General features: G+C 70.6%; 6 protein-coding genes and 1 pseudogene. 1 reads left to right on the top strand and 6 read right to left on the bottom strand.

The genetic code is table 11. The features are described 5' to 3' along the window. Nucleotides 1-178: 178 nt before the first annotated feature. Nucleotides 179-697, bottom strand: a complete 519-nt coding sequence (locus ACFXGI_RS34160) for a cupin domain-containing protein (protein ID WP_384715397.1) — start codon at nt 695-697, stop codon at nt 179-181. An 82-nt stretch (nt 698-779) separates the two neighbouring features. On the opposite strand from ACFXGI_RS34160, the gene ACFXGI_RS34155 reads away from it, so the two are divergent. After that, nucleotides 780-1,388, top strand: coding sequence for a TetR/AcrR family transcriptional regulator (locus ACFXGI_RS34155; RefSeq protein ID WP_384715394.1), 609 nt, complete (start codon nt 780-782; stop codon nt 1,386-1,388). A gap of 8 nt (nt 1,389-1,396) precedes the next feature. On the opposite strand, the pseudogene ACFXGI_RS34150 reads toward ACFXGI_RS34155, so the two are convergent. From ACFXGI_RS34150 to ACFXGI_RS34130, 5 genes and pseudogenes are all read right to left on the bottom strand, one after another. Beyond that, nucleotides 1,397-1,542: pseudogene (locus ACFXGI_RS34150) on the bottom strand (LysR family transcriptional regulator); the annotation flags it as partial. 218 nt (nt 1,543-1,760) lie between these two features. Next, nucleotides 1,761-3,137 (bottom strand): hypothetical protein, encoded by a 1,377-nt coding sequence (locus ACFXGI_RS34145; RefSeq protein WP_384715391.1) that lies wholly within the window; start codon nt 3,135-3,137, stop codon nt 1,761-1,763. A gap of 28 nt (nt 3,138-3,165) precedes the next feature. Next, nucleotides 3,166-4,098: a hypothetical protein gene (locus ACFXGI_RS34140; protein ID WP_384715388.1), complete on the bottom strand. Its 933-nt coding sequence runs from the start codon at nt 4,096-4,098 to the stop codon at nt 3,166-3,168. Further along, nucleotides 4,095-4,580 (bottom strand): hypothetical protein, encoded by a 486-nt coding sequence (locus ACFXGI_RS34135; RefSeq protein ID WP_384715385.1) that lies wholly within the window; start codon nt 4,578-4,580, stop codon nt 4,095-4,097. The genes ACFXGI_RS34140 and ACFXGI_RS34135 overlap by 4 nt, the downstream gene beginning before the upstream one ends. Nucleotides 4,581-4,751: 171 nt before the next feature. Continuing rightward, nucleotides 4,752-5,720: a nitrilase-related carbon-nitrogen hydrolase gene (locus ACFXGI_RS34130; protein ID WP_384715382.1), complete on the bottom strand. Its 969-nt coding sequence runs from the start codon at nt 5,718-5,720 to the stop codon at nt 4,752-4,754. Nucleotides 5,721-5,997 lie beyond the last annotated feature (277 nt).

Here is a 5,997-nt window from a genome sequence, read left to right as displayed (position 1 = left end):
TGTGCTGCTGAACAATTCGGCTTTCGACAAGGTGCGGGAGCCGGGCAAGAACCTGATCCGCAGGGCGCGCATCGAGCGCGTCGGCTGACCCGCCGGAGAGCCGGTTCGCAGGCCCCTCCGGGGCAACGCTCGCCCCGGGGGGCCTCGCGGCATCCGAGCGGCGCGGTCAGGTGCCCGGTCAGAGGCCGGGCGGGGGCGTCAGGCCGTACCTGGCGATGACGTCGGGCAGCCAGGCGGGCCGCCCGAGCGCGAGCCCGTACTTGGTGGCGAGTACGGGTATCGCGCCCTCGGGCGGCGGCTGCCCGTCGGCGAGCATCTCGGTCATCTCGCGGAAGAAGTGCTCGAATCCGGCCGGACTGATGATCTCGATCATCCGGGCGGGGACGGACCCGGCGTTCCACATCGTGTGCAGTTCCCCGCGCGGCTTGGTGATGTAGCCGCCGGCACCCAGAACGGTTTCACGGTCGCCGGAACGGAACCCGATCTCGCCTTCGGTGACGATCGAGTACTCGTCTTCCCGGGTGTGCAGGTGCGGCGGCACCAGTGCCCCGACCGGGAAGGGGTGCTCGACGACGGAGACCGACCCGTCGGTGTCTTCCCCCCACAGCTTGAAGGCGACCCCGATCGAGCCGAGGAAGCCCTCGGAGCCCTCGCCGGGACGAACGATGGTGAGCGGCGGGGCCAGCGGCTCTGTCATGGCGATCACTCCTCGACAGAATTTGGAGATACACTGGTGTTCTCCTGAAAAGTCTCCACCGCACACGCCAGGACGTCAAGAATTGAGTGATCAGCAGCGTTCGACGGCACCGCGTGGCTATGAGATGCGCAAACGCGCCGAGGACGTGGGCCGTACGAGGCAGCGCATCATCGAAGCCGCCGTGCATCTGCACGGCACCGCGGGCCCGGCGTCGACGAGCATCGCGGCGATAGCCGAGCGCGCCGGCGTCACTCGGCTGACCGTGTACCGGCATTTTCCGGATGGGAACGCCTTGTTCGAGGCGTGTTCGGGGCACTGGCTCTCGCGGCAGAAGCTGCCCCGGCCCGAGATGTGGGCCACGCTCGCGAATCCCGTGGAGCGGCTGACGGCCGGGCTCGCCGACCTCTACCGCTTCTATCGCGCCGGCGAGCAGATGCTGACGCTCGTCATCCGCGACCAGCACGCCGTACCCGAGGCGGTGCGCGAGGCCCGAGGGCAGACGAGCCGTACGTACGTCGAGGTGCTGGCCGGTGCCTGGCCCGCGGTCGACGCCCCGGTCCGGCGGGCGCTGATCGGGCATGCCACCGCGTTCTCGACGTGGCGCTCTCTGTGTCGGGAGCAAGGGCTCACGGACGACGAGGCGGTCGAGGTCATGGTCAGGCTGGTGGAGTCGGTCGACGCAAAGGCGTGAAGAACCGGCCGGCAGGCCGGGGCGGACCGGTCGGGCAGGGGTTGCCCGAGCTCCTTCTCCAACTCTGGGATTGAGCGCCGAGGCCGGGCTGCGCCAGATGCAGCCGGGCGGCAGCACGGGTGAAGCCGCCTTCCCCGTATACGGCGCCGCCCAAGACCCCTTCCTGCCGGCCTTCGGCCGCAGGCTTCCGAGTGGCCGGCTCCGGGGGAGCCGAGCAGCCGCTTCACCGGCGTCTGCACCCGCGTACCGCCCACGCTCACGAAGAGGCGCCACCCGTGTCTACGCGTTTCCTGAAGCGGAGCCGGCGGCCGCGGCGGAGTTCCGGCCCTGCCGCACGGTCCGGTGCGGCGGGGCTCGGACCTCGGGGGTGGGTCAGCGCTCGGCGCCGGCGGGGGCGTTCGCGCCGACCGGGGTGGTCGCGTTGGGGCGGTCGGACTGGCAGCGCTGCTTCTCCGAGGCGGTCAGGGGGCCGGTGCGCTGGTAGATCCGGTCGGACAGGTCGGTGGAGGGGTGGTCGATGACGGTGTGGAGGCGCCAGTCGTAATTCGGGTCGGTGGCCTTGGTGGTGGCGTCGAACCATCCTTCGGTGCGCCGGCGACCGGCCTGGGTCTCGATCCAGGAGGCTTCGGCCGGCTGGACGATCTCGGTGACCGGGCGTTCCTGGGTGGTGCTCCAGGCGGGGGCGAGGCCGGTGCCCTGCGTGTACTGCTGGGCCATGTTGCTCGGCGCTCCGGTGCCGCTGCCGGGCAGGCCGGCGGCCGCGGGGAGGTCACCGTAGGAGCGGTTGGCGGTGGAGACGGGGCGGGTGCGGTTCAGGGTGTTGCGGGTGCAGTTGAAGTAGGTCTCGGCGGCGACGCGGGCGGGGGCGTAGTAGCTGAACGAGTAGTCCTCCTCGGCCGTGAACGTGCGGCGGTTCACCGCTCCGTTGCAGTAGGCGACGGCGTCCGCCGGGGTTCGGCGGTCGTTGCCGTAGAAGGCCTCGGAGGCAGGCAGGGCGCCGGCCGGGATGGTCTTGTCGACCGGCGGCGGCTCCTGGGTGACGCGGACGTTGGTGATGAGCGGGCCGCAGTAGCCGTTGTTGTTCTGGGCGGCGGCGACGGTGGAGACGAAGGTGAGCAGCGGCTCGTTGGCTGCGGCGGTGAAGGCGAGGGCCACCCCGGTACGCCAGGCCGGCTTCCAGTAGTTGCTGGGCAGTTTCTCGGTGGTCGGCAGGGTGGTCCGGTCGGTGAGGGGGCCGCCCTCGCCCTGGACGGTGTAGGTCTGGCCCTTTTCGAGTGCGGCGGCGGTGCAGTAGTTCGAGACGCTGGGGCTCTCGTCGTAGGTGACGGTGACGCGCGCCCCGGAGCGTACTCCGCGCAGCCGCTGCTTGAGACCGTACGAGGCTTCGCCGGGGAGGCGGAGCATCGCGGCCGTCAGGCCGCCGGGGTGGCCGCCGGTGGCGGCGTCCCAGCGCCAGACACCGCCGGTCGTGCCGGTGCCGGAGGTGGAACCGACCGACCAGGCGTACGGGTTGGCGCCGGTGTTGACGCCGGTGAAGGCGGGCTGGGCGAAGTCGCCGTTGAGGACGGTGACCGGTACGGGGGCGGCGGCCGCCCGGGTGGCCGGGACGGCGGCGGAGGCCTGGGCGGCGGTCGCGCCGCCGAGCAGTCCGAAGCACAGGCCCAGGCCGATGACCGGGGCGGTACGGGTGAGAGCGGTACGGGTGAGGGTGGTGAGGGCAGGTCCGGCAGCGCTCCGGCGGGTCTTCATGACGGTCTCCAGGGGGTGCGGCGGGCGGTCAGGGCGTGCCGGGGGCGAGCACGTCGCGGTCCTTGAACCGGGAGCCCTCGGGCAGGTTCGCGGGCGTCAGGCCGCGGGGCGGGGCGGGGGCCGTGGTGTCCTCGGTTCCGGTCTTGCCCTCGGGCCGCAGCCGGTCGCAGGTGTTGCCGGGCACGGTGAAGGTGTCCGCGACGAAGGTGCTGGAGTTCACGGTGGAGGGGCCGTCGACGACGACCTTGCGGATGCCGAGGCCGCTGCCCGTGGTGATCTCTCCCGCGATGCGCTGCATGGCGGAGCTGGCGCCGAAGACGAGTGCGTCGCCGGGGCGCACGGTGGTGTTGTAGGTGGTCTTCTCGATGTGCTCGGTCGTCCAGGATCGCTGGTAGGCGAGTTTGAATGCGCCTTCGAAGGCTCCCTTGACGCCGAGGGATCCGGCGAGCTTCCCGCTGCCCGAGGCTCCGGCCTCGGCGCCGACGGTCGCGGTCGGGCCCTTCGACTTGTCCGGGGTGGAGAACTCGCCCTTGGCCTTCGCGTCGACGCCGGCCGTGACCTCGCCGGAGGTGCTGATCGTTCCCTCGATCGAGATCTTCCCGGTGATCTCGCCGCCGAGGTTGTCGGTGCTCGACGTGCGCAGGGTGACCTCGCGGGCGACCGTGATGGCGTCCTTGGTGCAGTTCACGACCGCGTTCCCGAGGGATTTGACGGCGCTGTAGTACTCGCCCGACGCGGCGCGGTTGATCTCGAACCGGCAGCCTCCGGGGTGCGAGGCGCAGTACTCGGTGACCTTCTGCGTCGAGGCGAGCGGTGTCGTGCCCTCGTAGCCGACGGGGGTCGGCACCTCGGGCGGCGTGGCGGCGTACGAGAAGGCGGTGGTGGTGCACGTGAGCGCGAGGACGGCCGCGCCGACGGCCAGGGCCGCGCGTCGGCCCGGGGCGTGAGTGATCGTCTTCACCGGTTCATCTCCCCGCACAGAGAGGTCAGTTCCGTGGACTGGGACAGTCCGGCCGGCAGGTCGGCAGCGAAGGAGGCGCAGCTGCCCGACAGGGCGGATTCGGCGTTGCCGGACGGCTCGGGCCGCATGGCGCCCATCTCGCCGCGGGCCTGTGCCATGTCGGTCTCCTGCGTCGCGCCGCCGCCGATCAGGTCCGTCATGCACGATTTGGATTCCGCCGTGCACTTCTGGGCCGCCTGCTTGGCCGCCGCGATGTCCTGCTTGGCGGCGGCGCTGTCCTGCTTCGCGGCGTCACGGTCCTTGTCGACGGACCCGCGCTCTTCGGGAGAGGCCGAGCAGGGCTTGGCCTCTCCTCCGGGGCAGGGCTCCTCGTCGTCGAGGGGCGCCCCGAGGGCGGTGATGCGGTGGACGTGGGCCGGTGGGCCGGTCAGCGCCGCCGCGGGCGGCAGGCCGCAGACGAGGGCCAGTGTCGCGATGGACATGACGATGGGGATACGGGGAATTCTGCGCATGCCTGGTAGGCCCCTTCCGGGGTGACACGACGAACGGGAGTTCGCATCCGAACTGGATGCAAACGCAACGTAACAGGCGGCTACGCACCGTTACCAGTGTCGTGATCATGGTTCACCCGTATTGCCCCGGGGCTCGCCGCCCTACCTGCGGAAATGAACTTCTCGGACCGCCGGCACGTCGAGTCGATCCGTCAGCGCCCCGTACAGCTCCGGGCGGCGGGTCTGCATGAGGCCGAAGTTCAGCCAGTCGCGGCGCTGGTCGAGGTCGAGGTCGGCGACGAGGACGGCCTCGCGGTCGCGCGGGGCGCGCAGCATGACGCGGCCGTAGGGGTCGGAGATGAACGAGGACCCGTAGAAGGTGGAGCGGCCCTCGGTGCCGATGCGGTTGGGCACGATCATGAAGAGGGCGTTCGCGAGGCCGTTGGCGCTGATGGCGTGCTCCCACATGGGCCGGGTGTCGAAGTCCGGGAGGTCCACCTCGGAGCCGATCGCGGTCGGGTGGACCAGGATCTCCGCCCCGGCCAGGGAGTACGCGCGGGCCAGCTCGGGGAACCACTCGTCCCAGCAGGTCGGAAACCCGAACCGGGCCCCCTCGTGGGCCAGTACCGGGAACCCGCTGTCACCGGGCCGGAAGCAGAGGTCCTCGCGGTAGCCGGGGAAGGCGGGGATGTGGTTCTTGCGGGTCCGGGCGATCAGCCTGCCGTCGGAGTCCACGCACACGGCTGTGTTGTAGCCGAGGCCGCCGTCCTCGGCGCGCTCGTACAGGGAGGCGTGGACGGTGATGCCCAGCTCGGTGGCCAGTTCGGCCGCGAGGGAGACGGTGGGGCCGGTCTCGACGTCCTCGAGGTGGCCGGCGGCGCCGTCGGCCATCGGGTCGTCGGTGTTGCAGAAGTACGGGCTGCGCGTCAGCTCCGGCAGGCACACGACCGCGGCGCCTTCGGCGGCGGCCAGTCGCACGCCCTCCCGCAGGTGGTCGTCGTGCTGCGCCGGGTCGGCGTGCCAGCGCATCTGGACGAGGCCTACGCGCAGGGCATCGCGTTCGGCCGGCTGGGTGCGGCCGGGGGAGCCGAGCGGGGATCCGTAGGAGGTCAGGAGTGTGAACGCGTTCATGGGCGGACCGCTTTCCGGTGAGAAAGTATTGACTGAAATTACAGTCAGATGACTGGTGCGAAAAAGAGCCCCGTGAGGGGCGGGCGGGGGCGGCGGGACGGCTGGTGGGCGCCTCCCCGCAGGAGCGGTGGGGAGCAGGGGATGTGGCGCTGCGGGCGGCGGTTCACCCCCGTGGGGGGGCCTGGAGGCACCACCCCAACCACACACACCAAAAAATAAAAAAAAAAAAAAACACAAAACAGAACAAAAAAAAAAAAAAAGTAAAAAACAAGTATAA

The organism is Streptomyces sp. NPDC059355 (genome assembly GCF_042752335.1).
Taxonomy (GTDB): Bacteria; Actinomycetota; Actinomycetes; order Streptomycetales; family Streptomycetaceae; genus Streptomyces.
Note: the sequence above shows the minus strand (reverse complement) of the source record. Positions and strands in the feature narration are given on the sequence as shown.